The organism is Pseudomonas sp. IT-P176 (genome assembly GCF_949767245.1).
GTDB lineage: Bacteria > Pseudomonadota > Gammaproteobacteria > Pseudomonadales > Pseudomonadaceae > Aquipseudomonas.
In genome coordinates, this window is the sequence record NZ_CATKPN010000046.1 from 150,327 (window position 1) to 175,147 (window position 24,821).

A 24,821-nucleotide genomic window follows, 5' to 3' on the forward strand; every position below is an offset into this window, starting at 1 on the left:
TATTGGATCCCTCGATGGGTCCGCGCGCCCTTCAGAGGTAAGTCGATTCCCATGAACCGCACCGGCCGCACCCTTGCATTGGGCTGCCTGTTGCTCCTTCAGCCGCTGCTCGCGCACGCACAAGCAGGCGGCAACTCGTTGTTGATCCCGGCAATGGGTCGTTGCACCCTCAATACCCAGCCTGAAGACCTGAAGGAGGCCCTTGAAGCCTGCCAGAAAGCGTCGGACGCCGGGGATGCGGAAGCGCAATACGAGTTGGGCGAGTTCTACTACGACGGTAAAAATGCACCGCGCGACCTCAATCAAGCCCTGAGCTACTTCGAAAAGGCCTCCCTGCAAGGCCACGCCCAGGCGCAATTCAAACTCGGCACCATGTTCTTCCACGGCGAAGGCGTGCCCGCCAATAACGTCCAGGCCTATATCGTGCTGAAAATGGCTGCGGTCAACGGCGCCGAAGATGCGCTGGACACTGCCGACGAAGTCGCCGAGCACATGCAACGCGATGAACTGGAAGTCGCCACCCAGGTGCTGGGGCAGATTTTCCGCAAATACCTGATGGAGCTGCAAAGCGCGGATGGGCGTACGCCGTTCTCGCCGCTGCCGTAAGCCTTCACTGACCTGTCTGGCCCATCGCGAGCAGGCTCGCTCTCACAAACAGTGTGTTCACAGAAGACCCACTGTGGGAGCTAGCCTGCTAGCGATGAAGACGACGCGGTGTTAAGGCTTACTTCTCAGGCATCGGCATCGGAAACGGCATGACATTGCCGACCGCGCCACGGGCTTCGCTGATTTTTGGCGTGCCCAGGCGCTCGACCTCGTCGATGCGCACAATCGAATGCATCGGCACAAAACTGCGCACCACGCCTTCGAACTGCGCCTTGAGCTTCTCTTCGCTCGGATCGACGACCACTTGCGTGCGCTCGCCAAAGACGAACTCTTCCACTTCCAGGAAGCCCCACAGATCGCTTTGATAGATCTGCTTGGCGTACATTTCGAACACCTGGCCCTGGTTGAGGAAAATCACCTTGTAGATTGGAGCTTCACGTTTGGTCATGGTGGGCGGGTAACACATCGAGGGATAAAAATGAGGGCGCGAACTATAGCATAGCCGCTGGACGCACGACGGTAGGAACCTGAGGACTTGTTCCCTATAATGCGCGGTTCTTTGAATCACGTGATGACCCCGTCCATGGCCAAGAAGCTTTACATCGAAACCCACGGTTGCCAGATGAACGAGTACGACAGCTCGCGCATGGTTGATCTGCTGGGTGAACACCAGGCCCTGGAAGTGACTGCCCGCGCCGAAGACGCGGACGTGATTCTGCTCAACACCTGCTCGATCCGCGAACGTGCCCAGGACCGGGTGTACTCCCAGCTGGGCCGCTGGCGTGAGCTGAAGCTGGCCAACCCGGAGATGGTGATCGCCGTCGGCGGCTGCGTGGCCAGCCAGGAAGGCGCCGCCATCCGCGACCGCGCCCCCTATGTCGACGTGGTCTTCGGCCCGCAGACCCTGCACCGCCTGCCGGAAATGATCGACGCCGCGCGGATCACCAAACTGCCGCAGGTCGATGTCTCGTTCCCGGAAATCGAAAAATTCGACCATCTGCCCGAACCGCGCATCGACGGCCCGAGCGCCTATGTCTCGGTGATGGAAGGCTGCAGCAAGTACTGCACGTTCTGCGTGGTGCCGTACACCCGTGGCGAAGAAGTCAGCCGGCCGTTCGATGACGTGATCGCCGAGATCATTCACCTGGCCGAGAACGGCGTGCGTGAAGTGACCCTGCTGGGGCAGAACGTCAACGGTTATCGCGGCACCACCCACGACGGGCGCCTGGCAGACCTGGCCGAGTTGATCCGGGTGGTTGCCGCGGTCGATGGCATCGACCGCATCCGCTACACCACGTCCCATCCGCTGGAATTTTCCGACAGCCTGATCCAGGCCCACGCCGACGTGCCGGAGTTGGTCAAGCACCTGCACTTGCCGGTGCAATCGGGTTCGGACCGAATCCTTTCGGCCATGAAGCGCAACCACACTGCGCTTGAGTACAAGTCCAAGCTGCGCAAGTTACGCGCCGCCGTACCGGGCATCTGCATCAGCTCGGACTTCATCGTCGGCTTCCCGGGCGAAACCGAGAAAGACTTCGAACAGACCATGAAGCTGATCGAAGACGTTGGCTTCGATTTCTCCTACTCGTTCGTCTACAGCCAGCGCCCAGGCACCCCGGCCGCCGACCTCGCCGACGAGACGCCGGAAGAGCTGAAAAAACAGCGCCTGAACGCCCTGCAGCATCGCCTCAACCAGCAAGGCTTCGAAATCAGCCGACAAATGGTCGGATCGATCCAGCGGATCCTGGTCACCGATTACTCGAAAAAAGACCCTGGCGAACTGCAGGGGCGCACCGAGAACAACCGTATCGTCAACTTCCGCTGCGACACGCCAACCCTGATCGGCCAGTTCGCCGACGTGCACATCGACGCCGCACAGCCGCACTCGCTGCGAGGTTCGCTGATCCAATAACACCACATTCCCCTGTGGGAGCGAGCTTGCTCGCGATGGCGCCAGCTCAGACAACTTAAATGTTGAATGTCAGACCGTCATCGCGAGCAAGCTCGCTCCCACAGGGGGAAGGTGTTCAACATTGGTCTGTATAAGAGCTTTCGCACCCAGGCCACTGGCGTTATCCTTGATTTCATCTTAATTGCCCAAGGGCGGCTGAAAACAACCTTGAACGCACCCATAGAACCGCATCGTTTCATCCTCGAGCCCTTTGAGGCTCACCGCTTCGCCAATCTGTGCGGGCAATTCGACGAGCATTTGCGCTTGATCGAACAGCGCCTGGCGATCGTGATCCGCAACCGCGGCAATCAGTTCGAACTGATCGGCGAGCTCAAGCACACCACCTCGGCGGAAAACCTGCTGCGCCGCCTCTACCGTGAAACCAAGGGTAGTGAGCTGTCGCCGGACATGGTTCACCTGTTCCTGCAGGAATCGGCCGTCGAAGAGCTGGAAAACCACGCCCCTGCCGAACCCGCCGTAGCCTTGCGCACCAAAAAAGGCATGATTCGCCCTCGCGGCTTGAATCAGCAGCGCTACGTGAAGGAAATCCTCGGTAACGATATCAACTTCGGGATCGGCCCAGCCGGTACCGGCAAGACCTACCTGGCTGTCGCCTGCGCGGTAGATGCCCTGGAGCGCGAGCAGATTCGCCGCATCCTGTTGGTGCGCCCGGCGGTCGAAGCTGGCGAGAAACTTGGTTTCCTGCCGGGTGACCTGTCGCAAAAGATCGACCCGTACCTGCGCCCCCTGTACGACGCCCTGTATGAAATGCTCGGCTTCGAATACGTGGCCAAGCTGATCGAACGCCAGGTCATCGAGGTCGCACCGCTGGCCTACATGCGTGGTCGCACCCTGAACAACAGCTTCATCATCCTCGACGAAAGCCAGAACACCACCGTGGAACAGATGAAGATGTTCCTGACCCGGATCGGCTTCGGCTCCACGGCGGTCATCACCGGTGACATCACCCAGGTCGACCTGCCCAAGGGCACCAAGTCCGGGCTCAACCACGTGATTGAAGTGCTCGAGGACGTACCGGGTATCAGCTTTACCCACTTCAAGCCCAAAGACGTCGTGCGCCATCCGCTGGTGCAGCGCATAGTCGAAGCCTATGAGCGCTTCGAGAATCGCGTTGCACCCGACTCCCCGAAGGACAACCGCCGCGATGCTTGAGCTTGACCTGCAGCTTGCCACCGAGGGCAACGCCCCCAGCGAAGCCCAATTCCGCCAATGGTGCGAGCTGGCCCTGCGCCAGCGCACGGCCGACTCGGAAATGACCATTCGCCTGGTCGATGAAGCCGAAGGCCGTGAGCTCAATCACACCTGGCGTCAGAAAGATTACGCAACCAACGTCCTGTCGTTCCCGGCCGACGTGCCCGACGAGTTTCTCGACATCCCACTGCTGGGCGATCTGGTGATCTGCGTGGCCGTGGTCGAGCGTGAAGCCGCCGAGCAAGGCAAGGCGCTGGACGCCCATTGGGCTCACCTGGTGATTCACGGCTGCTTGCATCTGCTTGGTTACGACCATATAGATGACGAGGAAGCCGAGGAAATGGAAGCACTGGAACGAACGTTGCTTGCCGAACTGGGTCATCCGGACCCTTACGCAGACGACGAAACCGAACTATCCCCTACTGTTACAACAAAGGATTCAGAGTAATCGCTATGAGCGAAGATCGATCGAGCAACGGGCAGAAGTCATGGCTGGGTAAGCTCACCCAGGCTTTTGCCCACGAGCCGAAGAACCGTCAGGAGCTCCTGGAGCTGCTGCGCGATGCCCATCAGAACAAGTTGCTGGACAGCGAAGCGCTGGCCATCGTCGAAGGCGCCATCCAGGTGGCTGACCTGCAAGTGCGCGACATCATGGTGCCGCGCTCGCAGATGGTCAGCATCAAGGCGACCCAGACTCCCCGTGAGTTCCTGCCAGCCGTGGTCGACTCGGCTCACTCGCGCTATCCGGTGATCGGCGAAAGCCACGATGACGTGATGGGCGTATTGCTGGCCAAGGACTTGCTGCCGTTGATCCTCAAGGAAAACGGCGACAGCTTCAACATCAAGGACCTGCTGCGCCCGGCCACTTTCGTGCCGGAGTCCAAGCGCCTGAATGTGTTGCTGCGTGAGTTCCGCGCCAACCATAACCACATGGCCATCGTCATCGACGAATACGGCGGAGTGGCGGGCCTGGTGACCATCGAAGACGTACTGGAACAGATCGTCGGCGATATCGAGGACGAGCACGATGTCGAAGAAGACAGCTACATCAAGCCCCTGCCCAGCGGCGACTTCCTGATCAAGGCCCTGACGCCGATCGAGAACTTCAATGAGTTCTTCGACAGCGAATTCTCCGACGATGAGTTCGATACCGTAGGCGGCCTGGTGATGAGCGCGTTCGGGCATCTGCCAAAACGCAACGAAATCACGGAAATCGGCGCCTATCGCTTTCGCATCCTCAATGCCGACAGCCGTCGTATCCACTTGCTGCGCCTGACACCTATCGCCCGGTAACCCCTAAGGATCGAAATGCGCTGGATAACCCGCCCCGGCTGGCCCGGTAACCTGCTGGCCGTGGCGGCCGGTGCAATCACCACCCTGGCGCTGGCGCCGTTCGATATCTGGCCGCTGGCACTGCTGGCGGCCGGGTTGTTTTATGCCGGCCTGCGCCATCTGACCCCGCGCCAGGCACTGGGGCGCGGCTGGTGCTTCGGTTTCGGCCTGTTCGGCGCCGGTACCAGTTGGATCTACTACAGCATCCACCACTTCGGCGGCGCCTCGATGCTGCTCGCCGGCTTCCTGATGCTGCTGTTCACCGCGGCGATCGCCTGGTTCTTCGCCCTGCCCGCCTGGGTCTGGGCGCGCTGGCTACGCCGTAACGAAGCGCCGCTGGCCGATGCCCTGGCCTTTGCTGCCTTGTGGGTGGCCCAGGAAGCATTCCGCGGCTGGTTCCTTACCGGCTTCCCCTGGCTCTATTCCGGCTACAGCCAGCTCGATGGCCCGCTGTCCGGCCTGGCGCCAGTGGGTGGGATGTGGCTGGTGTCGTTCACCATCGCCCTGACCGCAGCGCTGCTGTGCAACGCGCCACGCCTGCTACGCAACCGCCGCCCAGGTTTCATCGCCGCCGGCGTGGTGCTGCTGGTCGGCCCATGGGCGGCGGGCATCGCACTCAAGGGCCATGCCTGGACCAGCCCGTCCGGCGAGCCGTTGAGCGTGGCGGCCATTCAAGGCAACGTCGAACAAAGCATGAAGTGGGACCCGGCGCAGCTCAACTCGCAGTTGGCGCTGTACCGCGACATGAGCCTGAGCTCCAAGCGCGTCGACCTGCTGATCTGGCCGGAAACCGCGGTGCCGGTACTCAAGGAGTCCGCCGAGGGCTACCTGAGCATGATGGGCACCTTTGCTGCCGAGCGGAATTCGGCGCTGATCACCGGTGTGCCGATTCGCCAGGTGGTGCACCAGGAAAAACGCTTCTACAACGGCATTACCGTGGTCGGTGAAGGTGACGGCACCTACCTCAAGCAAAAGCTGGTGCCGTTTGGTGAATACGTGCCTCTGCAGGACGTGCTGCGTGGCCTGATCGCCTTCTTCGACCTGCCGATGTCAGACTTTGCCCGTGGCCCGGCCGACCAGCCGATGCTGCAAGCCAAGGGCTACCAGATAGCCCCGTTCATCTGCTACGAAGTGGTCTACCCGGAGTTTGCCGCGAGCCTGTCAGCGCGCAGCGACCTGCTGCTGACCATCAGCAACGACACCTGGTTCGGCACCTCCATCGGCCCGCTGCAGCACCTGCAGATGGCGCAGATGCGCGCGCTGGAAGCCGGGCGCTGGATGATTCGGGCGACCAACAATGGCGTCACCGGGCTGATCGATCCATTCGGCAAGATCACCGTGCAGATCCCGCAATTCGAGCGCGGCATCCTCTACGGCGAGGTGGTGCCGATGCACAACCTGACACCGTACCTGCAATGGCGCTCGTGGCCGCTGATCGTCCTCTGCCTATTGCTGTTTGGCTGGGCACTACTGGCCAGCCGGATGGCCAAGACCGTCTAGAACCGACCCCGCCCCTTGTAGGTGCTGGCTTGCCAGCGAACGCCTGCAAGGGGTGCAACGGGTCATCGATAAAACAACGCATACCCCGCCTGCCCCGCCGCCTCATTCAACAACTGCCCGGAGCGCCAGATCGACTTGAAGGTCGGTAGCCAGCCACCCAGTGGCTCGGCATTGGCATTGTCGCTGCCCAAAAAGCCCATTGGCGCCGGCACCACGCTCAATCCCGCGGCCTCAAAACTCCAGACACTGCGTGGCATGTGCCAGGCCTGGGTCACCACCACTACGCGCTTCAAGCCCAACGGTTGCAGCAGTTCGGCGGTGAACTGGGCGTTTTCCCAGGTCGTGCGGCTGCGCCCTTCCTGCCAGCGCACCGTGACCCCGAAATCTTCCTGCAGCGAATCGGCCATCAGCTTGGCCTCGGTCGGCGGCGTGCCGTAATGCAGGCCGCCACTGGTCAGTACCGGCAAACCCGAAGCCTTGGCCAGGCGCGCCGCATAGCGTTCACGCTCCAACGCCACGCCCGTGGGCTGGTCGGAACCCCAGGCCGGATCGCCTCGCTCACGGCCAGCGCCCAACACCACGATCACATCCGCGCGCTCGGCCAGGCTCGCCCACTCACTGCGCGCCAGCGCCGGTTCACGCTCAAGAGCCTTGGCGCCCCATTGCACCATTACCGGCAAGCTCATCAGCCAGAATCCACCGGCACCCAGGACAAAACACAGGGTTGCCAGACGCGGCCGGGAACGGCGAAACCACCAGGCTAGCGCCAGCAGCAGCAAAAGAATGCCGGGCGGCATGAGCAGTTGTTTGACCAAGTAACGAAAAGGCATCGAGCATCTCCAAAGATGCCCGAAGCCTAAGTGGGTTGAAGTAAAGCGACAACCAAGGTGACGGACCTTTCATCAAAAAACCATCACCGGTGACTTCATGTGCCCGCTCGGGGCGACAAACACGTACCTGATCACTTACTTGACCTGCAGGGACCGGACCTTTACCGCGTCGCTGCCAGGTGCCTTGTCTTTCAACCAGATGACTTTGGCCGAACGAGGGGCATCGTTGTGCTTCACTGCTGTTGACAAGACTCCATGCGCCTCGCGTTCACTACGGTCCAGATAAGCCTTGATCAGATCGAACTCTGCGCGGCTCAACCCGCGAAGTTCCAGTTCCAGCGGACGCTCATCACGCAACCGCCCGGCGGTCTTTACCGCGTCCAGGGCCATCCCCAGACGATCTATCAGTTTTTCGTACAACTCGGGTTGCGTAACTTTTGTTTGCGACTCAACCATCCCTCACCTCATTGAAGATAAGACCTACTCCCCAACTAGAGCTTAGCTTCGTCGCACAAACCGGCTGTGCGCCGCGACCAACGGCCCCAGCTGTGGTTAACGCGGCGCAATCAGGGTTTCCCTAGGCCGAGTACGGTCATGTATGCTACGGCGCTTCCTGTAACTCCACTTCCAGCTCGGCTGGGCATCGAAAACGCCACATGTGGCGCAATCCAGGTCCAGCGTTGCATTGAAGAGGATTAGGCCACCCCTAATCAGTTAAAAAGTAGCCATGCACGAACAATATCAGCCCCGTGAAATCGAAGCCGCCGCCCAATCATTCTGGGACGAGCAAAAGTCCTTTGAAGTCAGTGAACAGCCAGGCAAGGAGACTTTCTATTGCCTATCGATGTTCCCTTACCCCAGCGGCAAGCTACACATGGGGCACGTGCGCAACTACACCATCGGCGATGTGATCTCCCGCTACCAGCGCATGCTCGGCAAGAACGTCCTGCAACCCATGGGTTGGGACGCCTTCGGCATGCCGGCGGAAAACGCCGCAATGAAGAACAACGTCGCACCGGCCAAGTGGACCTACGAAAACATCGCCTACATGAAGACCCAGCTGCGCAGCCTGGGCCTGGCGGTGGACTGGTCGCGCGAAGTGACCACCTGCAAGCCCGATTACTACCGCTGGGAACAATGGCTGTTCACTCGCCTGTTCGAAAAAGGCGTGATCTACCGTAAAAACGGCACCGTGAACTGGGACCCGATCGACCAGACCGTCCTGGCCAACGAACAGGTAATCGACGGGCGCGGCTGGCGTTCCGGCGCGCTGATCGAAAAGCGCGAAATCCCGATGTACTACTTCAAGATCACTGCCTACGCGGATGAGCTGCTGGAGAGCCTCGACGAACTGACTGGCTGGCCGGAACAGGTCAAGACCATGCAGCGCAACTGGATCGGCAAATCCCGCGGGATGGAAGTGCAGTTCCCGTACAACGTCGACTCCATCGGCGAAGCCGGCACCCTGAAAGTGTTCACCACCCGTCCGGACACTTTGATGGGAGCGACTTACGTCGCCGTGGCCGCCGAGCACCACCTGGCTTCGCTGGCTGCAAAAAACAATCCTGAGCTGCAAGCGTTCATCGCTGAATGCAAAGGCGGCAGCGTGGCCGAAGCCGACGTCGCCACCCAGGAGAAAAAGGGCCTGCCGACCGGCCTGTTCGTCGAGCACCCGCTGACCGGTGAAAAACTCCCGGTTTGGGTCGCCAACTATGTGCTGATGCACTACGGCGATGGCGCGGTAATGGCGGTGCCGGCCCACGACGAGCGTGATTTCGAATTCGCCCACAAGTACAACTTGCCGGTTAAATCGGTGGTGCGTACCAGCGCCGGCGACACCAACCCGGCCCCGTGGCAAGACGCCTACGGCGAGCACGGTACGCTGATCAACTCTGGCGAATTCGACGGCCTGGATTTCCAGGGCGCGTTCGACGCCATGGAAGTGGCCCTGATCAAGAAAGAACTGGGCGCCTCGCGCACCCAGTTCCGCCTGCGCGACTGGGGCATCAGCCGCCAGCGCTACTGGGGCTGCCCGATCCCGATCATCCACTGCGAAACCTGCGGTGACGTGCCAGTGCCGCAAGATCAACTGCCGGTCGTACTGCCCGAAGACGTGGTACCGGACGGCGCCGGTTCGCCATTGGCGCGCATGCCTGAGTTCTACGAGTGCAGTTGCCCGAAATGCGGCGCACCGGCCAAGCGCGAAACCGACACCATGGACACCTTCGTCGAGTCGTCGTGGTACTACGCCCGCTACGCCTCGCCGCACTTTGAAGGCGGCCTGGTAGAAAAATCCGCGGCCGACCACTGGTTGCCGGTCGACCAGTACATCGGCGGTATCGAACACGCCATTCTGCACCTGCTGTACGCGCGCTTCTTCCACAAGCTGATGCGTGACGAAGGCCTGGTGAGCTCCAACGAGCCGTTCAAGAACCTGCTGACCCAGGGCATGGTGATCGCCGAGACGTACTACCGTCGCGAAGCCAACGGCGCCTACACTTGGTTCAACCCGGCGGACGTCGAGCTGGAGCGCGACAGCAAGGCCAAAGTGATCAGCGCCAAGCTGATTGCCGACGGCCTGCCGGTGGAAATCGGTGGCACCGAGAAGATGGCCAAGTCGAAGAACAACGGCGTTGACCCACAGTCGATGATTGACCAGTTCGGCGCAGACACCTGCCGCCTGTTCATGATGTTTGCCTCGCCACCGGACATGAGCGCGGAATGGTCCGACTCCGGCGTCGAAGGCTCGCACCGCTTCCTCAAGCGCGTCTGGCGCTTGGCGCAAGCGCACATCACCCAGGGTCTGCCGGGCAAAGTGGACGTCGCCAGCCTGAACGACGAGCAGAAAGCCATTCGCCGCTCGATCCACCTGGCCATCAAGCAGGCCAGCCACGACGTCGGCCAGAACCACAAATTCAACACTGCCATTGCCCAGGTGATGACGCTGATGAACGTGCTGGAAAAAGCCCCGCAAGGCACCGCACAAGATCGCGCCCTGGTTCACGAAGGCCTGGAAACCGTGACCTTGCTGTTGGCTCCGATCACCCCGCACATCAGCCACGAGCTGTGGCATCAACTGGGCCACGCCGATCCTGTGATCGACGCCGGCTGGCCAGTGCAGGATGACAGCGCTCTGGTCCAGGACAGCTTGACCCTGGTTATCCAGGTCAACGGCAAGCTGCGTGGCCAGATCGAAATGCCGGCCAGCGCCACCCGCGAAGAGGTCGAAGCTGCGGCGCGCGCCAACGAAAACGTACTGCGTTTCGTCGACGGCCTGACCATTCGTAAAGTGATCGTGGTACCCGGGAAACTGGTCAACATCGTCGCCAGCTAATTGGAGCAGGTGCCAGGCCCGGCCTGGCACCGAACAAAACCTTTCGGGCGCCATAGCGGCCCACATGGTTTCAAGGGGAGCAACAAGATGATCAAACGCAATCTGCTGGTGATGGGCCTCGCTGTCCTGCTGAGCGCCTGCGGTTTCCAGCTGCGCGGCACCGGTACTACCGCACTGGCAATCAAGGAACTCGACCTGAGCGCACGTAACGCCTATGGCGAAACCGTGGTCATGATGCGCCAGGTATTGCAAAGCAGCGGCGTCAACGTGGTTGCCGGCGCACCGTACAAACTGGTGTTCACCGACGAACAGACCACCCAGCGCAGCCTGAGCTACTCCGGTGCCGGGCGGACCGCCGAGAACGAACTGACCACGGTGCTGAACTACCAGATCGTTGGCCAGAACAACCTGTCGCTGATCAGCGACAAACTGCAGGTGCAGAAGGTTGTCATGCACGATGGCAGCAACATCACCGGCTCCGTTCAGGAAGAAGACGAAGCCCGCAAGGAAATACGTCGCGACCTGGTGCAGCGCATGATGTTGCGCTTGCAGCAACTGACCCCGGCCCAGCTGGATCAACTGCAGCAGACCGCTGACGCCCGCGCCAAGGCCGAAGCCGATGCGCTGGAAGCGGCGCAACAGACTGAAGCGAACACCCCGCGCCAGTCGCCGCTGCAAGTCCCTGCCGAGTAAGTCTTACGGGGCGCCTGTGCGCCCCGTTTGCCCCGCCCTATGAAACTCGCCCCCGCCCAACTCGCCAAACACCTGCAAGGCGCCCTCGCGCCGGTCTACATCATCAGCGGCGATGACCCGCTGCTCTGCCAGGAAGCCGCCGACGCCATTCGCTCGTCTGCCCGCCAGCAAGGTTTTGATGAACGCCAGGTCTTCAGCGCCGATGCCAGCTTTGACTGGGGCACGCTGCTGCAAGCCGGCGCCAGCATGTCGTTGTTCGCCGAAAAACGCCTGCTGGAGCTGCGCTTGCCGTCCGGCAAACCGGGGGACAAGGGTGCCGCGGCCCTGATGGAGTACTGCTCGCGTCCGGCCGAAGACACCTTGCTGCTGATCAGCCTGCCCAAGCTCGACGGCAGTGCGCAGAAAACCAAATGGGGCAAGGCCCTGGTCGAAGGCGCGCAGACCCAGTTCGTGCAGATCTGGCCGGTGGACGCCAACCAGTTGCCGCAGTGGATTCGCCAACGCCTGTCCCAGGCCGGACTCAGCGCCAGCCAGGATGCCGTTGAACTGATTGCCGCCCGCGTCGAAGGCAACCTGCTGGCGGCCGCCCAGGAGATCGAAAAGCTCAAGCTGATGGCTGAGGGCGGGCAGATCACGGTCGAAACGGTGCAAGCGGCCGTGGCCGATAGCGCGCGCTTCGATGTGTTCGGGCTCACCGATGCGATTCTCAACGGTGAAGCCGCCCACGCCCTGCGCATGCTCGAAGGCTTGCGTGGTGAGGGCGTGGAACCACCGGTGATTCTCTGGGCCCTGGCCCGCGAGCTGCGCCTGCTGGCCAACCTGTCGCTGCAATACAGCCAGGGCGTGCCGCTGGACAAAGCCTTCAGCCAGGCCCGACCACCGGTCTGGGACAAACGCAAACCGCTGATGAGCAAGGCCCTGCAACGCTACTCGGCGCCCCGCTGGGCGCAACTGCTGCTCGAAGCGCAACGCATCGACGCGCAGATCAAGGGCCAGGCCGCGGGCTCACCATGGATGAGCCTCAGCCGCCTGTCCTTGCTGATGGCCGGCCAGCGCCTGATGCTACCCGCCGAGTAATCTTGTAGCAGCTGCCGCAGGCTTCGCCAGCGGCTACAAATCGTCCGGGCGCGAAAGGTCCTACATAATGTAGGGGCTAGACAGTTCCCTCACTTCAGCCGATGATTCGCCCCGCACCACCCACCCCAGGAGTACACCGCCCATGAGCAGAAAACAGCGGCCCAACAAGGCCAAATCCATCGTCGCCCAGCCATTGTTCCGCAGCCGCCAGGAACAACCGGCCAAGGGCAAAGGCAGCTACCGCCGCGAAGCCTTCCAGTCTAAAAGCTGGGAGGCTTCTTACTTTCTGGCCGCTTGAAGCGCAGCACCCCCTCGACATGTTAAGGTCGGCACCTGATTCGTATTCTCTGGACCTGTGCATGCCCTTTAGTATTTCCCGTCGTTGGCACCTGCGCCAACTGATCGCTGCCACAAGCCTCGTTCTGCTTGTCGCCTGCGCGGAAAAACCAACCGCCGCCGACGCCCAACCGCTTCAGACCGTTCCTGTCCCGACTGCCCCGGCCATTGTCCCGCCCGTGGTACCGACCGGCGACAATCTCGAGATCCAGCCGACCCAGACCTTCGAGCAATGGCAGGCCAACTTCCGCAAGGACGCGCTCGCCGCCGGTGTCAGCCCGAGCCTGTTCGACCGCGCCTTTGCCGGCGTCACCCCGGACATGAGCGTGATCCGCGCCGACCGCAGCCAGCCAGAGTTCTCTCGCCCGGTGTGGGAATACCTCGATGGCGCGCTGTCAGCCTTGCGCGTGCGCCGCGGCCAGGCGCTGCTGGAGCAATACGCCGAGACCCTGGGCGCGATCGAACAGCGCTACGGCGTCGATCGCCAGGTACTGGTTTCCGTCTGGGGTATGGAAAGCAACTTCGGCAGCTTCCAGGGCGACAAGTCGGTAATCCGCTCGCTCGCGACCCTGGCCTACGAAGGCCGGCGCCCGGGCTTTGCCCACGCGCAATTGCTGGCCGCGCTGCAGATTCTGCAACAAGGTGATATCGCCCCCGAGAAGATGCTCGGTTCCTGGGCCGGCGCCATGGGCCAGACCCAGTTCATCCCGACCACCTACAACACCCACGCCGTGGACTTCGATGGCGACGGGCGCCGCGACATCTGGGGTAGCCCGGCCGATGCGCTGGCCTCCACCGCTCACTACCTGCAAAGCTCTGGCTGGCAGAAAGGCCAGCCGTGGGGCTTTGAAGTCGAGGTGCCGAGCAGCTTCAACTACTCGCTGGCTGACGGAGCGATTCGCAAGACCGTCGCCGAATGGACGCAGCTGGGCGTCAAGTTGCCCACCGGCGCCAGCGTGCCAGCCGGCTCCGAGCAACTGTCCGCCGCCTTGCTGCTGCCGGCCGGTTACCGTGGCCCGGCGTTCCTGATCCTCGATAACTTCCGCGCAGTGCTCAAGTACAACAACTCGTCGTCCTACGCCCTGGCGGTCAACCTGTTGTCCCAGCGCTTCAGCGGTGGCGGCCGGATCAACGGCGAATGGCCCAAGGATGACCTGCCGCTGAGCCGTTCCGAGCGCATTGAATTGCAGAATCTACTGAGCACCCACAACTACGACGCCGGCAACCCCGACGGCATCATCGGCGCCAATACCCGCAAGGCTATCCGCGCGGCACAACAGTCGTTTGGCTGGCCGGCTGATGGCTACCCGACGCACAAACTGCTGGACGCCTTGCGCAGCCGTTGAACCCATCGCGAGCAAGCTCGCACCTACACAGGTCTGTGTGGGTGCTTGCAACATCTGTAAGCGTCCAGCATCAATTGTGAGCCTGGTCGGCCTCTAGCGCCTGACCACCACATCCTGTTCCAGCACCAGGCTCTTGCCCCCCGCATCCAGCGTCACCAGGGCGCCCATCGGCAAGCTCAGGTTCGGGTCGCAATGGCCGCTGCGCCAGCCGGCCAGTACCGGAATCGCGAACGGCGCGAAAGTCTGCTTGACCAGGCGTGCCAGGGCATCGCTTTCAACTCCCGCCACATCCCCCACCAGCACCCCGCGCAAGCGGCTGAGTTTGCCGGCCAGGCGCAAGTGCGTCAGCAACCGATCGATGCGATACAGCGGCTCGTTGATGTCTTCGATGAACAGAATGATCCCGTCGGCGTCGATTTCGAACGGCGTGCCCATGGTGGCGGCGATCATCGACAGGTTACCGCCCAGCAGTCGCCCCTGGGCGATGCCTGGCTCGATGGTCGTCAATGGGTAGGCCACCGGGTGCGCCAGCCGACTGCCAGCCGTCAGTTGCCCTCGGAGCAGGCTGAACAACGACGCCTCGGTCGGCGCTTGTTTGCCCCCCAGCAGGTCGGCATTGAGCATTGGCCCGTGAAAGGTGACGAACCCCGCATAGCGACTGATCGCCAGGTGCAAGGCGGTGATGTCGCTGTAGCCGACAAACGGCTTGGCATGCCGGCGCAGTAGCTCGTAGTCGATCCGGTCGAGCAGGCGCGGGCTGCCATAACCGCCGCGCAGGCACAGGATCGCGTCGATGGCCGGGTCACTGAACGCCTGGTGCAGGTCATTGAGGCGCACCTCATCGCTGCCCGCCAGGTAACCGTCCTTCTCCAGGACCCCGGGGTAGATCTTTAGCGAGTAGCCGCGCGTGCGCATCCAGAGCAGCGCCTGTTCGGTATCCAGGGCCGCCGGACCTGCTGGCGCAATCACTGCGATGCGGCCCGCAGCGGGTAACGCCGGTACGGCGGTATGTGGCGCAACAATGGCGGTAGAGCGAGTGGTCATCCGTGATTCCTCCCTATGACCCGATTAAAAAAAAGCCCGCAAAGCGCTAAACCTTGCGGGCCCTTGGTCTTTCACCCAGCGATCAGGACGACATCAGCTCGGCCTTGACCAGCTTGGCCTGCTCGTCCGCGTGGTACGAGGAACGCACCAGCGGGCCGGAAGCGACGTTCTTGAAGCCCATCTTGTAACCTTCCTCGGCGAACCAGGCGAAGGTGTCCGGGTGCACAAAACGCTGCACCGGCAAGTGGCTGCGCGACGGCTGTAGGTATTGGCCCAGGGTCAGCATGTCGATGTCGTGTTCGCGCATGCGCTTCATGACTTCGATGACTTCTTCGTCGGTTTCGCCCAGGCCCAGCATCAAGCCGGACTTGGTCGGAATGTGCGGCATCATCTGCTTGAATTTCTGCAGCAGGGTCAACGACCACTGGTAGTCCGAACCCGGGCGCGCGGCCTTGTACAGGCGCGGCACGGTTTCCAGGTTGTGGTTGAACACATCTGGCGGCTCGGCCGCGGTGATGGCCAGCGCCACGTCCATGCGCCCACGGTAGTCGGGGACCAGGGTTTCGAGCTGCACGTTCGGCGACAGCTTGCGGATCTCGCGGATGCAGTCGGCAAAGTGCTGGGCACCGCCGTCGCGCAGGTCGTCGCGGTCGACCGAGGTGATCACCACGTACTTGAGTTTCAGGTCGGCGATGGCGATGGCCAGGCTTTCCGGCTCATTGACGTCCAGTGGTTTCGGACGGCCGTGACCGACGTCGCAGAACGGGCAACGACGGGTGCAGATGTCGCCCATGATCATGAAGGTCGCGGTACCGCCCGAGAAGCACTCGCCCAGGTTCGGGCAGGAGGCTTCTTCACAGACACTGTGCAGCTTGTGTTTGCGCAGCAGGGCCTTGATGCGGTCGACTTCCGGGGAAACCGGGATACGCACGCGAATCCAGTCTGGCTTCTTGGGCAGTTCGGTGGTCGGAATGATCTTTACCGGGATGCGTGCAACCTTCTCGGCGCCGCGCAGCTTAACGCCGGCTTCAACCTTGGCACGCGGGGCCGGACGCTCGGTGACATCCAGCGTCGGGATCATGGTTTGCACTGCATCAGTAGTCATATCAGTCGATTCCGCCCGTTAGGGTCGTCTGCTCAGCATAGTCGAGGTGTTTGACGAGCTGCGCGCGCAGCCGGGCACTTACCTCGGCAAATTCTATCGGCCCTGTATGGTCACGCAGCTGAGTCATTGCCAGCCCGGCGTAGCCACAGGGGTTAATCCGTCGGAACGGCTCAAGGTCCATATCCACGTTCAGGGCCAGGCCATGAAAGGAACAACCGTGGCGGATCCGCAGTCCCAGCGAGGCGATCTTTGCACCGTTGACGTAGACCCCCGGTGCATCCGGCTTGGCCACGGCGCTAACACCATAGCTGGCCAGCAACTCGATCAGGCAGCGCTCCATCCGGCTGACCAGGTCCCGCACGCCGAACCCCAGCTTGCGCACATCCAGCAGCAGGTACGCGACCAACTGCCCCGGGCCGTGGTAGGTAACCTGGCCACCGCGGTCGACCTGCACTACCGGGATTTCCCCCAGCAGCAGCAGGTGTTCGGCCTTGCCGGCCTGGCCCTGGGTGAACACCGGCGGATGCTCGACCAGCCAGATCTCGTCGGCACGCTCGCTGCCACGCTCGTTGGTGAAACGCTGCATGGCCTGCCAGACCGGCTCGTAAGCCAGCTGGCCGAGCTCGCGAAAGCCCAGCGGTGCGGTCATCACAGCACCATGTGCACGAAACCGGTAGCCCGCAGCTCGCTATTGATGTCGTAGAGCTGTTCCTGACCGGTGGCAATGATGTGCAGCTGGATGGTCGTGTACTTGCCATTGGTACTCTGGCGCTCGGCCAGGGTCTTGTGGTCTACGGTGGCGTGCTTCTCCAGGATCGCAATGATCTTGTCCTTGAAGCCCACTCCGGTATCGCCGATCACCTTAATCGGGTAATCCGCGCAAGGGAATTCGATCTTTGGCGCCTTTACTTCTGTATCTGTCATGGCGTAACGGCCTCGTAAGCCGTGGCAACGGACATGGCCCCGCTCCAGGTCGGAACGGGGCCATGCAGGTCCACACTAAATCAGTTGAACAAGCCGAAGAAGAATAGACGGATGCTATCCCACATGCGGCGCAAGATACCACCCTCCTCGACGGCGTCCAGCGCGATCAGGTCGGCGCTGTGCACCACCTTGTCGTCCAGCTTGACTTCGACTTTACCGATCACGTCGCCCTTGGCGATTGGCGCGATCAGTTGTGGGTTCATGGTCATGCTGGCAGCGAGCTTCTTCAGCTGGCCTTTCGGCAGAGTCATGGTCAGGTCTTGGGCCAGGCCAGCCTTGACCTGGTTGGTGGTGCCCTTCCAGACAGGAGCCTGGGCCAGCTCGGCGCCTTTTTGGTAGAACGTCTGGGTTTCGAAGAAGCGGAAGCCGTAGGTCAGCAGCTTCTGGGTTTCGGCTGCACGCGCGGTGTCGCTGTTGGTGCCGAACACCACGGAGACCAGGCGCATGCCATCACGTACCGCCGAGGACACCAGGCAGTAGCCGGCTTCGTCGGTGTGACCGGTTTTCAGACCGTCGACGGTCTTGTCGCGCCACAGCAGCAGGTTGCGGTTAGGTTGCTTGATGCCGTTCCAGAAGAACTCTTTCTGCGAGTAGATCGCGTAGTGAGCCGGGTCTTCGTGGATGATCGCGCGTGCCAGGATGGCCATGTCATGAGCCGACGAGTAGTGCTCTGGGTTTGGCAGGCCGGTCGGGTTCATGAAGTGGCTGTTGGTCATGCCCAGGTCAGCGGCAGTCTTGTTCATCATGTCGGCGAACGCGTCTTCGCTGCCGGCGATGTGCTCGGCGAGCGCGACACTGGCGTCGTTGCCCGACTGGATGATGATGCCGTGCAGCAGGTCGCTGACCGACACCTGCGAACCGACCTTGATGAACATCCGCGAACCGCCGGTACGCCAGGCGTTTTCGCTGACGGTTACCGGATCGTTTTCACCGATCTGGCCACGACGGATTTCCAGGGTCGCGATGTACGCGGTCATCAGCTTGGTCAGGCTGGCCGGCGGCAGACGTTGGTCACCGTTGTTCTCGACCAGCACGTTGCCGCTGCTGGCGTCCATGAGCACGTAGGCCTTGGCGGCCAGTTGTGGTGACGACGGCATCATCTCGGCCGCGAAAGCGGACGGCGAGAGGAGCAGCGGGACTAGCAGGCACAGGCGTTTGGCAAAGGTGGTGATGTTCATCCGTCTCTCGAAATCGCTAATGGAAACTGCCCTCGCGGGCAAAACTAATCTGACAACCTTCCCGGCACGGGCCTTGGGGTTGTCGCGTGTTCAGTTGTTCACTCACTGACCCTTGCCGGGCTTTTGTTGTACTACGAGCCAACAACTCAGGTTCACCCCCCAATACTGCAAGCGAACCTTGAATCAGGTGTTACTTACTCGGCCGTGACCAGGCTCGGCGAACCGAGATTGGCCAGGCGCACGCTGTTTTGCACTTGCGTAATCTCACCCGGCGAACCGATAGGCCCCAGGCGAACCCGGTGCAGGGTCTGCTGATTGCGCACGATAGAGCTGATGAACACCGGAGCGCTCACCATCCCGCTGAGCTTCGATCTCAGGAGCTCTGCAGCGTCCGGGTTGGCGAACGCGCCCACCTGCAGATACTGGCCAGAGGCTGGTACAGAAGCGTTTTTTTTAGCGTTGATCTGCATCGGCACGACCGCTGCCGCGTGCTGCTGTGGCGGCGGGGTCCATTGCTCGACCTTGCCGGTCGATGCGGTGATCACCGGCCCGCTGTTTTGCGCGACCTGTGGCTCATTGAGCATCAACGGTGCTGGCCGGCCCTTGGCCGCCCACCACTCTTGCGGGTCGATGCCTTCGACCTTGACCCGCGCAGTACCGGTTTCGGCATAACCGAGTTTCTTCGCGGCGGCGTAGGACAGGTCGATGATGCGGTCGGAATAGAACGGCCCACGGTCGTTGACCCGCAGCACCACCGTGCGCTTGTTGTCCAGGTTGGTCACGCGAACGTAGGCAGGCAACGGCAGGGTCTTATGCGCGGCACTCATGCCGTACAGGTCATAGACTTCGCCATTGGCGGTGTTCTGGCCATGGAACTTGGTGCCGTACCAGGACGCCGTCCCTGTCTCGACATAACGCTTGGACTCGGGCATCGGGTAGTAAGTCTTGCCCAGCACTGTGTAGGGGTTGGCCTTGTAGGACCCGGTGTGCAGGGTTGGCGTGGCGTCGGGAATGCGTGACACATCGACATCCCACCACGGCGCGCCGTCCTTGTGAGCCCGGTTGATGTCCAGTCCCGGCGTGGCGCGGACAGCGGGCGGGGCTTTCTGCGGTTGCGGCGCACGGCTGGTCGAACAACTGACCATGAGCATCGACAACGCGGTGAAAGCCACCAGCTTCAGGGGTTTGCGGATTGGCAATGCCGGCATTACTTGACGCCCCGTGCTTGGACCAGCTGTTCAGACAACTGATGTACGGCCATGGCGTACATCACGCTGCGGTTATAACGCGTGATCGCGTAAAAATTCTTCAGGCCCATCCAGTATTCAGGGCCATTGTCGCCTTCCAGACGAAACGCGGTGACCGGCATATCGTCGCGCAGCGCATCATGACTCGACCAGCCCAGCGCTCGCAACTCCCCGACGGTTTTCGTCGGTTCGATCCCGGTGGTCAGGCCCTGGTCGACCTGATCGCCCCGCACTTCGGCGAGACTGACCACCGGCTGCCCGGCTTCCCAGCCGTGACGCTTGAAATAGCTGGCGACGCTGCCGATGGCATCGTCGGCGTTGGTCCAGATATTGATGTGGCCGTCGCCGTCGAAATCCACCGCATAAGCCCGAAAGCTGCTTGGCATGAATTGCGGCAAGCCCATGGCGCCGGCGTATGAGCCTTTGAGCGTCAGTGGATCGACCTGCTCTTCGCGCGCCAGCAACAGGAACTCACGCAACTCCTTGCGGAAGAATTCGGCACGTGGAGGGTAGTCGAAACCCAAGGTCGACAAGGCATCGATTACCCGATAGTTGCCGGTATTGCGGCCAAAGAAGGTTTCGACCCCAATGATCGAGACAATCACCTGGGCCGGCACGCCGTATTCCTGCTCGGCACGGGCCAGCACTGCCTCATGCTGACGCCAGAAGTCCACGCCGCGGGCAATTCGTGCATCGGTGAGGAACATCGGGCGATATTCCTTCCATTGCTTGACCCGCTCGGCAGGCCGCGAGATGGCATCGAGAATCGCCTGCTTGCGCTGGGCTTCACGGAACACGCCCATCAGCTGTTCGCCGGCAAAACCATAGTCGCGGGTCATCTCACCGACAAATTCGGCCACTTGGGGCGAGCCTTCATATTCGCCGGCCAACGCCATGGGCGCCGTGCCAAGGATGCTTACCAGGCCGACCCACGGAGCGTATCGAGTCGCCCAGCCACGCATTACTTGCATTGAACTCTTCACCTTATTCAAACCTGCGCGATCCACTTACGATGGGTATGGATCGACATCAAAACCCCAAACGCTGACAGCAGCGTCACCAGCGAAGTTCCGCCGTAGCTAATGAACGGCAACGGCACCCCCACCACCGGCAACAGGCCACTGACCATACCGATGTTGACGAAAACGTAAACAAAAAACGTCATGGTCAGCGCGCCAGCCAGCAATTTGCCAAACAGTGTCTGGGCCTGAGCGGTAATCACCAGGCCGCGGCCAATCAGTAGCAGATAGATCAGCAACAGGGCGCAAATGCCCACCAGGCCGAACTCTTCGCCCATCACCGCGATGATGAAGTCGGTGTGGCTTTCCGGCAGGAAGTCCAGGTGCGACTGGGTGCCCAGCAGCCAACCCTTGCCAAATACTCCGCCGGAGCCGATGGCGGCCTTGGACTGGATGATGTTCCAGCCAGTGCCCAGCGGATCGCTCTCCGGGTCGAGGAAGGTCAGCACGCGCTGCTTCTGGTAGTCGTGCATGACAAAGAACCACATGGCGATCGCCACCGGGACCGTGGCCGCCAGCACACTGATGATCCAGCGCCAGCGCAGGCCACCCATGAACAGTACGAAGGCGCCACCGGCAAGGATCAGCAGCGAGGTACCAAGGTCCGGCTGGCGCACGATCAGGATGAACGGGATGCCGATCAGGATCAGGCTGACCCCGACGTGCTTGAGCTGCGGCGGCAGTGTGCGCTTGGCCAGGTACCAGGCGATGGTCGCCGGCATGATGATCTTCATGAACTCCGAGGGCTGGAAGCGAATCACCCCGGGAATGTTGATCCAGCGCGTCGCCCCCATGGCGTTGTGGCCCATGATGTCGACCACGATCAGCAGCACCACGCCGAGCACATAGCCCAGCGGCACCCAGCGCGCCATGAAACGTGGCTCGAACTGGGCGATGATGACCATCGACACCAGGCCGATGCCGAACGAGGTCGCCTGCTTGGCCAGCAGGTCCCAGCTCTTGCCGCTGGCCGAATACAGCACGAACAGGCTGCCGGCCGCGAGAATCAGCAGCAGGATCAGCAGCGGACCGTCGATGTGCATGCGTTGCAACAACGTCGCGCGGCGACGCATCACATCCTCGCTGGAGAGAATGCGATCAAAATTACTCTTCACGGGCCGTAGCCTCCGCGGTATTGGGGCTGGCGAACTCGGATTTGAGCCGGCCGTCCTGGTCCAGGAGCCAGGCGTCCATGATTTGACGCACCACCGGCGCAGCGACGCCGGAGCCGGACTCGCCGTTCTCGACCATCACCGACACGGTGATTTTCGGGTTGTCGGCTGGCGCGAACCCGACAAACAAGGCGTGGTCGCGGTGGCGCTCCTGCACCTTGGAGCGGTCGTACTTCTCACCCTGCTTGATCGCGACCACCTGGGCGGTACCCGACTTGCCGGCGATCCGGTATTGCGCGCCGATCGCTGCTTTGCGCGCCGTGCCGCGAGCACCGTGCATCACCTGCTGCATGCCATGGTTGACCCGGTTCCAGTCCAGCGGATCACGCAGGATGATGTCCGGCATCGGGTTGTCGTCCACCGGCTTTTCGCCTTCGATGGTCTTGGCCAGGTGCGGACGAATCCACTTGCCCTTGCTGGCTACCAGTGCCGTGGCCTGGGCCAGCTGCAACGGGGTGGACTGCATATAACCCTGGCCAATCCCCAGGATCAGGGTTTCCCCCGGGAACCAGGCCTGGCGGCGGGTGGCGCGTTTCCACTCGCGGGACGGCATCAGCCCCGGCGATTCTTCAAACATGTCCAGCGAGACCTTCTGGCCGATGCCGAACTTGCCCATGTAGGTCGACAACCGATCGATCCCCAGCTTGTGGGCCAGGTCATAGAAGTAGGTGTCGTTGGAACGCATGATCGCCGTGTCGAGGTCGACAAAACCGTCGCCGGAGCGGTTCCAGTTACGGTACTTGTGATCGTAGTTGGGCAACTGGTAATAGCCCGGGTCGAACACCCGCGAGGAGGCCGTCACCACCCCGGAGTCCAGGCCGGCAATCGCCACCGCCGGCTTGATGGTCGAACCCGGTGGATACAGGCCACGCAGCACGCGGTTGAACAGCGGCCGGTCGATGGAGTCACGCAACTCGGCATAGGCCTTGAAGCTGATACCGGTGACGAACAGGTTCGGGTCGAAACTCGGCTGGCTGACCATCGCCAGTACTTCGCCAGTGTTCGGGTCCAGCGCCACCACCGCGCCACGACGGCCACCCAACGCCGCTTCCGCCGCCTCTTGCAGCTTGATGTCCAGGCTCAGGACGATGTCCTTGCCGGGAATCGGATCGGTGCGCTTGAGTACCCGCAGCACCCGGCCTCGAGCGTTGGTCTCGACTTCTTCGTAACCGACCTGGCCGTGCAACTGGGGTTCGTAGAAACGTTCGATACCGGTCTTGCCGATATGATGGGTACCGCTGTAGTTCACCGGATCGAGGGTCTTGAGCTCTTTTTCGTTGATCCGCCCCATGTAGCCCACCGAGTGCGCAAAGTGCGCACCCTGGGGGTAATGGCGCACCAACTGCGCAACCACTTCGACGCCTGGCAGGCGGAACTGATTGACCGCAATACGGGCAATCTGCTCCTCCGTCAGCTCGAAGAGGATCGGCACCGGCTCGAACGGCCGACGTCCCTGGCGCATGCGTTTTTCAAAGATCACCCGGTCCTCGGGCGTCAGCTGCAGCACCTCGACGATCACATCGAGTACCTGCTGCCAGTCGCCGGAACGTTCGCGGGTCATGCTCAGGCTGAAGCTGGGCCGGTTGTCGGCAATCACCACGCCATTACGGTCGAAGATCAGGCCGCGCGTCGGCGGAATCGGCTGAACGTGGACGCGGTTGTTTTCCGACAGGGTCGAGTGGTACTCGTACTGGATCACCTGCAGGAAATACAGCCGCGCAATCAGCACGCCGATCAGCACCACCACTGCAATTGCCCCGAACACGACGCGGCCACGCACCAGACGGGCGTCTTTTTCGTGGTCCTTGATGCGGATCGGCTGGGACATGAGGGCAGAGCTACTTGTGGTAAGGGTGGCCGGACAGAACAGTCCAGGCACGATACAGCTGTTCGCCGATCAGGATGCGCACCAGCGGGTGCGGCAAGGTCAAGGGCGATAACGACCAGCGCTGGTCGGCCCGCGCACAGACTTCCGGCGCCAGCCCCTCGGGGCCGCCGACCATGAAGTTCACCGTGCGCGAGTCCAGGCGCCAGCGATCGAGCTCTACCGCCAGTTGCTCAGTGCTCCACGGCTTGCCATGGACTTCGAGGGTGACGATGCGCTCGTTCGGCCCGACCTTGGCCAGCATGGCTTCGCCTTCCTGGCGAATGAAACGCGCCACGTCAGCATTCTTGCCCCGGGTGTTGAGCGGTATTTCCACCAGTTCCAGCGCCAGCTCGGACGGAAGACGCTTGGCATATTCATGCCAACCTTCTTCCACCCATTTGGGCATGCGTGAACCGACGGCGATCAGTCGCAGTCGCACAGCGATCCCTTATAGCTGGTCTTTGTTGAGCTTGGTGAAGTGCTCATGGGTGTTTTCCGGGCTGTGGTGCGCGGCGCTGGCCGAACGGCTTTGCTCGGCACCGGCCCACAGGCGCTCCAGGTCGTAGAACTGGCGTGCCGAGGCGGTCATCATGTGCACGATGACATCGTCCATGTCCAGCAGGACCCAGTCGCTGTCGCCCTTGCCTTCTTCGCCCAGCGGCTTGACGCCCTGTGCCTTGACCGCTTCGCGGACCTTGTCCAGCATCGCGCCGATCTGGCGGTTGGAGGTACCGGTGGCGATGATCATGAAGTCGGTGATGCTCTGCTTTTCACGAACGTCGATCACCTGGATGTCCTGGGCCTTGACGTCTTCCAGGGCCGCTACGGCAACCTTGACCAGCTCTTCGCCGGCCAGGATCACGCCAGTGTGTGCCTCTACTGGCAGCGGGGCGCTCTTGAACGTGCCTTTACGCTTTACTTTGGTTTGGTCTTTGTCAGTCATATAAAACTCGTTTTGCTCGTATGTTCGGGCGCATCAATACACGTT

25 protein-coding genes are annotated in these 24,821 nt (G+C 61.8%); 11 read left to right on the forward strand and 14 right to left on the reverse strand.

The annotated features are described in order from the left end of the window. Positions 1 to 51 precede the first annotated feature (51 nt). The gene (locus ACM6IP_RS13340; protein WP_095166334.1) at positions 52 to 606 is read left to right on the forward strand and encodes a tetratricopeptide repeat protein; all 555 of its coding nucleotides are present in this window, start codon (positions 52 to 54) and stop codon (positions 604 to 606) included. Positions 607 to 724: 118 nt separating this feature from the next. On the opposite strand, the gene ACM6IP_RS13345 is transcribed toward ACM6IP_RS13340, so the two are convergent. Next, entirely contained in the window at positions 725 to 1,054 is a 330-nt protein-coding gene (locus ACM6IP_RS13345) for a DUF1820 family protein (RefSeq protein ID WP_003185742.1), read from the reverse strand. Positions 1,055 to 1,189: 135 nt separating this feature from the next. Between ACM6IP_RS13345 and miaB the strand changes: the two genes are divergently transcribed. From miaB to lnt, 5 genes are all read left to right on the forward strand, one after another. Beyond that, complete coding sequence (gene miaB, locus ACM6IP_RS13350) at positions 1,190 to 2,518, forward strand: tRNA (N6-isopentenyl adenosine(37)-C2)-methylthiotransferase MiaB (RefSeq protein WP_095166623.1); 1,329 nt, start codon at positions 1,190 to 1,192, stop codon at positions 2,516 to 2,518. A 207-nt stretch (positions 2,519 to 2,725) separates the two neighbouring features. Beyond that, on the forward strand, positions 2,726 to 3,730 hold the full coding sequence (locus ACM6IP_RS13355; protein ID WP_159998116.1) for a PhoH family protein: 1,005 nt from the start codon (positions 2,726 to 2,728) through the stop codon (positions 3,728 to 3,730). Continuing rightward, entirely contained in the window at positions 3,723 to 4,217 is a 495-nt protein-coding gene (gene ybeY, locus ACM6IP_RS13360) for an rRNA maturation RNase YbeY (RefSeq protein ID WP_095166332.1), read from the forward strand. Before ACM6IP_RS13355 ends, ybeY begins: the two co-directional genes overlap by 8 nt. A gap of 5 nt (positions 4,218 to 4,222) precedes the next feature. Further along, positions 4,223 to 5,062: an HlyC/CorC family transporter gene (locus tag ACM6IP_RS13365; RefSeq protein WP_016773041.1), complete on the forward strand. Its 840-nt coding sequence runs from the start codon at positions 4,223 to 4,225 to the stop codon at positions 5,060 to 5,062. Positions 5,063 to 5,077: 15 nt separating this feature from the next. Then, positions 5,078 to 6,601, forward strand: coding sequence for an apolipoprotein N-acyltransferase (gene lnt / locus ACM6IP_RS13370; RefSeq protein ID WP_159998118.1), 1,524 nt, complete (start codon positions 5,078 to 5,080; stop codon positions 6,599 to 6,601). 62 nt (positions 6,602 to 6,663) lie between these two features. On the opposite strand, the gene ACM6IP_RS13375 is transcribed toward lnt, so the two are convergent. Together ACM6IP_RS13375 and ACM6IP_RS13380 are read right to left on the reverse strand one after the other, a co-directional pair. Further along, entirely contained in the window at positions 6,664 to 7,431 is a 768-nt protein-coding gene (locus ACM6IP_RS13375; RefSeq protein ID WP_095166328.1) for a YdcF family protein, read from the reverse strand. A 135-nt stretch (positions 7,432 to 7,566) separates the two neighbouring features. Continuing rightward, positions 7,567 to 7,887: a hypothetical protein gene (locus tag ACM6IP_RS13380; RefSeq protein ID WP_159998120.1), complete on the reverse strand. Its 321-nt coding sequence runs from the start codon at positions 7,885 to 7,887 to the stop codon at positions 7,567 to 7,569. A 271-nt stretch (positions 7,888 to 8,158) separates the two neighbouring features. Here ACM6IP_RS13380 and leuS point away from each other — a divergent pair, with 271 nt between their 5' ends. From leuS to ACM6IP_RS13405, 5 genes are all read left to right on the forward strand, one after another. Next, entirely contained in the window at positions 8,159 to 10,765 is a 2,607-nt protein-coding gene (gene leuS, locus ACM6IP_RS13385; RefSeq protein ID WP_414861645.1) for a leucine--tRNA ligase, read from the forward strand. Positions 10,766 to 10,852: 87 nt separating this feature from the next. After that, the gene (gene lptE, locus ACM6IP_RS13390) at positions 10,853 to 11,458 is read left to right on the forward strand and encodes an LPS assembly lipoprotein LptE (protein WP_095166322.1); all 606 of its coding nucleotides are present in this window, start codon (positions 10,853 to 10,855) and stop codon (positions 11,456 to 11,458) included. Between the two features lie 39 nt (positions 11,459 to 11,497). Continuing rightward, positions 11,498 to 12,535 carry a DNA polymerase III subunit delta gene (holA, locus tag ACM6IP_RS13395; protein ID WP_095166320.1) on the forward strand — a complete coding sequence of 346 codons (1,038 nt, stop codon included), beginning with the start codon at positions 11,498 to 11,500 and terminating at the stop codon, positions 12,533 to 12,535. Positions 12,536 to 12,677: 142 nt separating this feature from the next. After that, a complete protein-coding gene (gene arfA, locus ACM6IP_RS13400) occupies positions 12,678 to 12,833 on the forward strand; it encodes an alternative ribosome rescue factor ArfA (RefSeq protein ID WP_095166318.1) in 156 nt (51 codons plus the stop codon). A gap of 61 nt (positions 12,834 to 12,894) precedes the next feature. Then, on the forward strand, positions 12,895 to 14,217 hold the full coding sequence (locus ACM6IP_RS13405) for a lytic murein transglycosylase (RefSeq protein WP_095166316.1): 1,323 nt from the start codon (positions 12,895 to 12,897) through the stop codon (positions 14,215 to 14,217). Between the two features lie 93 nt (positions 14,218 to 14,310). Here ACM6IP_RS13405 and ACM6IP_RS13410 read toward each other — a convergent pair whose 3' ends face one another. From ACM6IP_RS13410 to rsfS, 11 genes are all read right to left on the reverse strand, one after another. After that, on the reverse strand, positions 14,311 to 15,261 hold the full coding sequence (locus ACM6IP_RS13410) for a S66 peptidase family protein (RefSeq protein WP_414861646.1): 951 nt from the start codon (positions 15,259 to 15,261) through the stop codon (positions 14,311 to 14,313). A gap of 82 nt (positions 15,262 to 15,343) precedes the next feature. After that, a complete protein-coding gene (gene lipA / locus ACM6IP_RS13415; RefSeq protein WP_095166313.1) occupies positions 15,344 to 16,366 on the reverse strand; it encodes a lipoyl synthase in 1,023 nt (340 codons plus the stop codon). Between the two features lies 1 nt (position 16,367). Beyond that, positions 16,368 to 17,015 (reverse strand): lipoyl(octanoyl) transferase LipB, encoded by a 648-nt coding sequence (gene lipB, locus ACM6IP_RS13420; RefSeq protein WP_414861647.1) that lies wholly within the window; start codon positions 17,013 to 17,015, stop codon positions 16,368 to 16,370. Beyond that, a complete protein-coding gene (locus tag ACM6IP_RS13425) occupies positions 17,015 to 17,290 on the reverse strand; it encodes a DUF493 domain-containing protein (RefSeq protein WP_008152827.1) in 276 nt (91 codons plus the stop codon). Before ACM6IP_RS13425 ends, lipB begins: the two co-directional genes overlap by 1 nt. Positions 17,291 to 17,370: 80 nt before the next feature. Then, positions 17,371 to 18,528 (reverse strand): D-alanyl-D-alanine carboxypeptidase family protein, encoded by a 1,158-nt coding sequence (locus tag ACM6IP_RS13430; protein WP_095166309.1) that lies wholly within the window; start codon positions 18,526 to 18,528, stop codon positions 17,371 to 17,373. 194 nt (positions 18,529 to 18,722) lie between these two features. Then, complete coding sequence (locus ACM6IP_RS13435; RefSeq protein ID WP_371917574.1) at positions 18,723 to 19,679, reverse strand: septal ring lytic transglycosylase RlpA family protein; 957 nt, start codon at positions 19,677 to 19,679, stop codon at positions 18,723 to 18,725. 56 nt (positions 19,680 to 19,735) lie between these two features. Next, the gene (gene mltB, locus ACM6IP_RS13440; protein WP_095166304.1) at positions 19,736 to 20,746 is read right to left on the reverse strand and encodes a lytic murein transglycosylase B; all 1,011 of its coding nucleotides are present in this window, start codon (positions 20,744 to 20,746) and stop codon (positions 19,736 to 19,738) included. A gap of 17 nt (positions 20,747 to 20,763) precedes the next feature. Further along, positions 20,764 to 21,867: a rod shape-determining protein RodA gene (rodA, locus tag ACM6IP_RS13445; RefSeq protein WP_162530240.1), complete on the reverse strand. Its 1,104-nt coding sequence runs from the start codon at positions 21,865 to 21,867 to the stop codon at positions 20,764 to 20,766. 31 nt (positions 21,868 to 21,898) lie between these two features. Further along, positions 21,899 to 23,794: a penicillin-binding protein 2 gene (mrdA, locus tag ACM6IP_RS13450; protein WP_095166300.1), complete on the reverse strand. Its 1,896-nt coding sequence runs from the start codon at positions 23,792 to 23,794 to the stop codon at positions 21,899 to 21,901. Between the two features lie 10 nt (positions 23,795 to 23,804). Further along, a complete protein-coding gene (gene rlmH / locus ACM6IP_RS13455; protein WP_003185785.1) occupies positions 23,805 to 24,272 on the reverse strand; it encodes a 23S rRNA (pseudouridine(1915)-N(3))-methyltransferase RlmH in 468 nt (155 codons plus the stop codon). A 9-nt stretch (positions 24,273 to 24,281) separates the two neighbouring features. After that, the gene (gene rsfS, locus ACM6IP_RS13460) at positions 24,282 to 24,776 is read right to left on the reverse strand and encodes a ribosome silencing factor (RefSeq protein WP_095166298.1); all 495 of its coding nucleotides are present in this window, start codon (positions 24,774 to 24,776) and stop codon (positions 24,282 to 24,284) included. Positions 24,777 to 24,821: the final 45 nt, after the last annotated feature.

Bases quoted from the DNA above. Each gene is read 5' to 3' on its own strand.
- arfA (WP_095166318.1), top strand. From the start codon at position 12,678: ATGAGCAGAAAACAGCGGCCCAACAAGGCCAAATCCATCGTCGCCCAG.
- ACM6IP_RS13435 (WP_371917574.1), bottom strand. From the start codon at position 19,679: ATGCTCATGGTCAGTTGTTCGACCAGCCGTGCGCCGCAACCGCAGAAA.
- lptE (WP_095166322.1), top strand. From the start codon at position 10,853: ATGATCAAACGCAATCTGCTGGTGATGGGCCTCGCTGTCCTGCTGAGC.
- lnt (WP_159998118.1), top strand. From the start codon at position 5,078: ATGCGCTGGATAACCCGCCCCGGCTGGCCCGGTAACCTGCTGGCCGTG.
- lipB (WP_414861647.1), bottom strand. From the start codon at position 17,015: ATGACCGCACCGCTGGGCTTTCGCGAGCTCGGCCAGCTGGCTTACGAG.
- rodA (WP_162530240.1), bottom strand. From the start codon at position 21,867: ATGCGTCGCCGCGCGACGTTGTTGCAACGCATGCACATCGACGGTCCG.
- ybeY (WP_095166332.1), top strand. From the start codon at position 3,723: ATGCTTGAGCTTGACCTGCAGCTTGCCACCGAGGGCAACGCCCCCAGC.
- ACM6IP_RS13410 (WP_414861646.1), bottom strand. From the start codon at position 15,261: ATGACCACTCGCTCTACCGCCATTGTTGCGCCACATACCGCCGTACCG.
- leuS (WP_414861645.1), top strand. From the start codon at position 8,159: ATGCACGAACAATATCAGCCCCGTGAAATCGAAGCCGCCGCCCAATCA.
- ACM6IP_RS13365 (WP_016773041.1), top strand. From the start codon at position 4,223: ATGAGCGAAGATCGATCGAGCAACGGGCAGAAGTCATGGCTGGGTAAG.
- mltB (WP_095166304.1), bottom strand. From the start codon at position 20,746: ATGCAAGTAATGCGTGGCTGGGCGACTCGATACGCTCCGTGGGTCGGC.
- ACM6IP_RS13340 (WP_095166334.1), top strand. From the start codon at position 52: ATGAACCGCACCGGCCGCACCCTTGCATTGGGCTGCCTGTTGCTCCTT.
- ACM6IP_RS13405 (WP_095166316.1), top strand. From the start codon at position 12,895: ATGCCCTTTAGTATTTCCCGTCGTTGGCACCTGCGCCAACTGATCGCT.
- mrdA (WP_095166300.1), bottom strand. From the start codon at position 23,794: ATGTCCCAGCCGATCCGCATCAAGGACCACGAAAAAGACGCCCGTCTG.
- miaB (WP_095166623.1), top strand. From the start codon at position 1,190: ATGGCCAAGAAGCTTTACATCGAAACCCACGGTTGCCAGATGAACGAG.
- holA (WP_095166320.1), top strand. From the start codon at position 11,498: ATGAAACTCGCCCCCGCCCAACTCGCCAAACACCTGCAAGGCGCCCTC.
- rsfS (WP_095166298.1), bottom strand. From the start codon at position 24,776: ATGACTGACAAAGACCAAACCAAAGTAAAGCGTAAAGGCACGTTCAAG.
- ACM6IP_RS13430 (WP_095166309.1), bottom strand. From the start codon at position 18,528: ATGAACATCACCACCTTTGCCAAACGCCTGTGCCTGCTAGTCCCGCTG.
- ACM6IP_RS13375 (WP_095166328.1), bottom strand. From the start codon at position 7,431: ATGCCTTTTCGTTACTTGGTCAAACAACTGCTCATGCCGCCCGGCATT.
- ACM6IP_RS13425 (WP_008152827.1), bottom strand. From the start codon at position 17,290: ATGACAGATACAGAAGTAAAGGCGCCAAAGATCGAATTCCCTTGCGCG.
- ACM6IP_RS13345 (WP_003185742.1), bottom strand. From the start codon at position 1,054: ATGACCAAACGTGAAGCTCCAATCTACAAGGTGATTTTCCTCAACCAG.
- ACM6IP_RS13380 (WP_159998120.1), bottom strand. From the start codon at position 7,887: ATGGTTGAGTCGCAAACAAAAGTTACGCAACCCGAGTTGTACGAAAAA.
- lipA (WP_095166313.1), bottom strand. From the start codon at position 16,366: ATGACTACTGATGCAGTGCAAACCATGATCCCGACGCTGGATGTCACC.